This is a genomic window from Burkholderia sp. APQ4-4ca, from assembly GCF_057837105.1.
Map to the genome: position 1 here is coordinate 1 of NZ_JBYQCG010000203.1, position 1,641 is coordinate 1,641.

The following is a 1,641-nucleotide window of genomic DNA, read 5'->3' on the forward strand; positions in this document are numbered from 1 at the left end:
GAACACGAATTCGTCGTTGCCGCCCTCGACTTCGATGCGCACCGCACCCGGACGAATCCGGGTAATGAGCGGCGTGTGACCCGGCAGAATGCCCAGCTCACCCGTTTCGCCCGGCAGCGCGACGAATTTCGCCTCGCCCGAGAAGATCTGCTCTTCCGCGCTGACGACGTCTACTTTGATGGTTGCCATATCGACTCCAATCTCATCCACGGGTTGAGCGTATTGCGGCCGGCGCAGGCGGCCGGCATACAAGTCATTGCTGACTCGTTGCTCCGGCCGGCGCTCGCCGGCTTGCGACTCACTCAGCCCTTACTGGATCTTCTTGGCCTTTTCGAAGGCTTCGTCGATCGTGCCGACCATGTAGAACGCCTGTTCCGGCAGGTGGTCGCACTCGCCGTCGACGATCATCTTGAAGCCACGGATCGTTTCCTTCAGCGGCACGTACTTGCCCGGCGAGCCCGTGAACACTTCAGCGACGTGGAACGGCTGCGACAGGAAACGCTGGATCTTACGCGCACGTGCGACCGACAGCTTGTCTTCCGGCGACAGTTCGTCCATGCCCAGAATCGCGATGATGTCGCGCAGTTCCTTGTAGCGCTGCAGCGTCTGCTGAACGCGACGGGTGATCGAGTAGTGCTCTTCACCGATCACGTTCGGGTCGATCTGGCGCGACGTCGAGTCGAGCGGGTCGACCGCCGGGTAGATACCCAGCGAAGCGATGTCACGCGACAGAACGACGGTTGCGTCCAGGTGGCCGAAGGTGGTCGCCGGCGACGGGTCGGTCAAGTCGTCCGCAGGGACGTACACGGCCTGGACCGACGTAATCGAGCCCTTCTTGGTCGACGTGATGCGCTCTTGCAGCTTGCCCATTTCTTCAGCCAGCGTCGGCTGATAGCCCACTGCCGACGGCATACGGCCGAGCAGTGCCGACACTTCGGTACCGGCCAGCGTGAAACGGTAGATGTTGTCGACGAAGAACAGCACGTCGAGGCCTTCGTCACGGAAGTGCTCGGCCATCGTCAGGCCGGTCAGCGCGACGCGCAGACGGTTGCCCGGCGGCTCGTTCATCTGGCCGTACACCAGCGCGACCTTGTCGAGAACGTTCGAGTCCTTCATTTCGTGGTAGAAGTCGTTCCCTTCACGGGTACGCTCGCCCACGCCCGCGAACACGGAATAACCGCCGTGTTCCTTCGCGATGTTGTTGATGAGTTCCATCATGTTGACGGTCTTGCCCACGCCAGCACCGCCGAACAGGCCGACCTTGCCGCCCTTCGCGAACGGGCAGATCAGGTCGATGACCTTGATACCCGTTTCGAGCAGTTCAGTCGACGGCGACAGTTCGTCGAACGCCGGAGCCTTCTGGTGGATCGAACGCGTCGTTTCGCTTTCGATCGGGCCGGCTTCGTCGATCGGACGGCCGAGCACGTCCATGATACGGCCGAGGGTCGGCTTGCCGACCGGCACCGAGATCGGCTTTGCCGTGTTCTTCACGGTCAGGCCGCGGCGCAGGCCGTCGGATGCACCCAGACAAATGGTACGGACCACGCCGTCGCCCAGCTGTTGCTGGACTTCGAGCGTCAGTTCCGAGCCATCGAGAATGAGCGCGTCGTAGATCTTCGGCATGCTGTCGCGCGGGAATTC

At 62.3% G+C, this 1,641-nt stretch carries 2 protein-coding genes; both read right to left on the minus strand.

Features of this window, described 5'->3' with window-relative positions; genetic code table 11:
• Window positions 1–189 (minus strand): ATP synthase F1 subunit epsilon (gene atpC, locus AC3IFE_RS21260; protein WP_489191857.1); only part of this gene is annotated, 189 nt, incomplete at its 3' end.
• Between the two features lie 120 nt (window positions 190–309).
• Window positions 310–1,641: F0F1 ATP synthase subunit beta (atpD, locus tag AC3IFE_RS21265; RefSeq protein WP_489191856.1), on the minus strand; the 1,332-nt coding region annotated here is incomplete at its 5' end.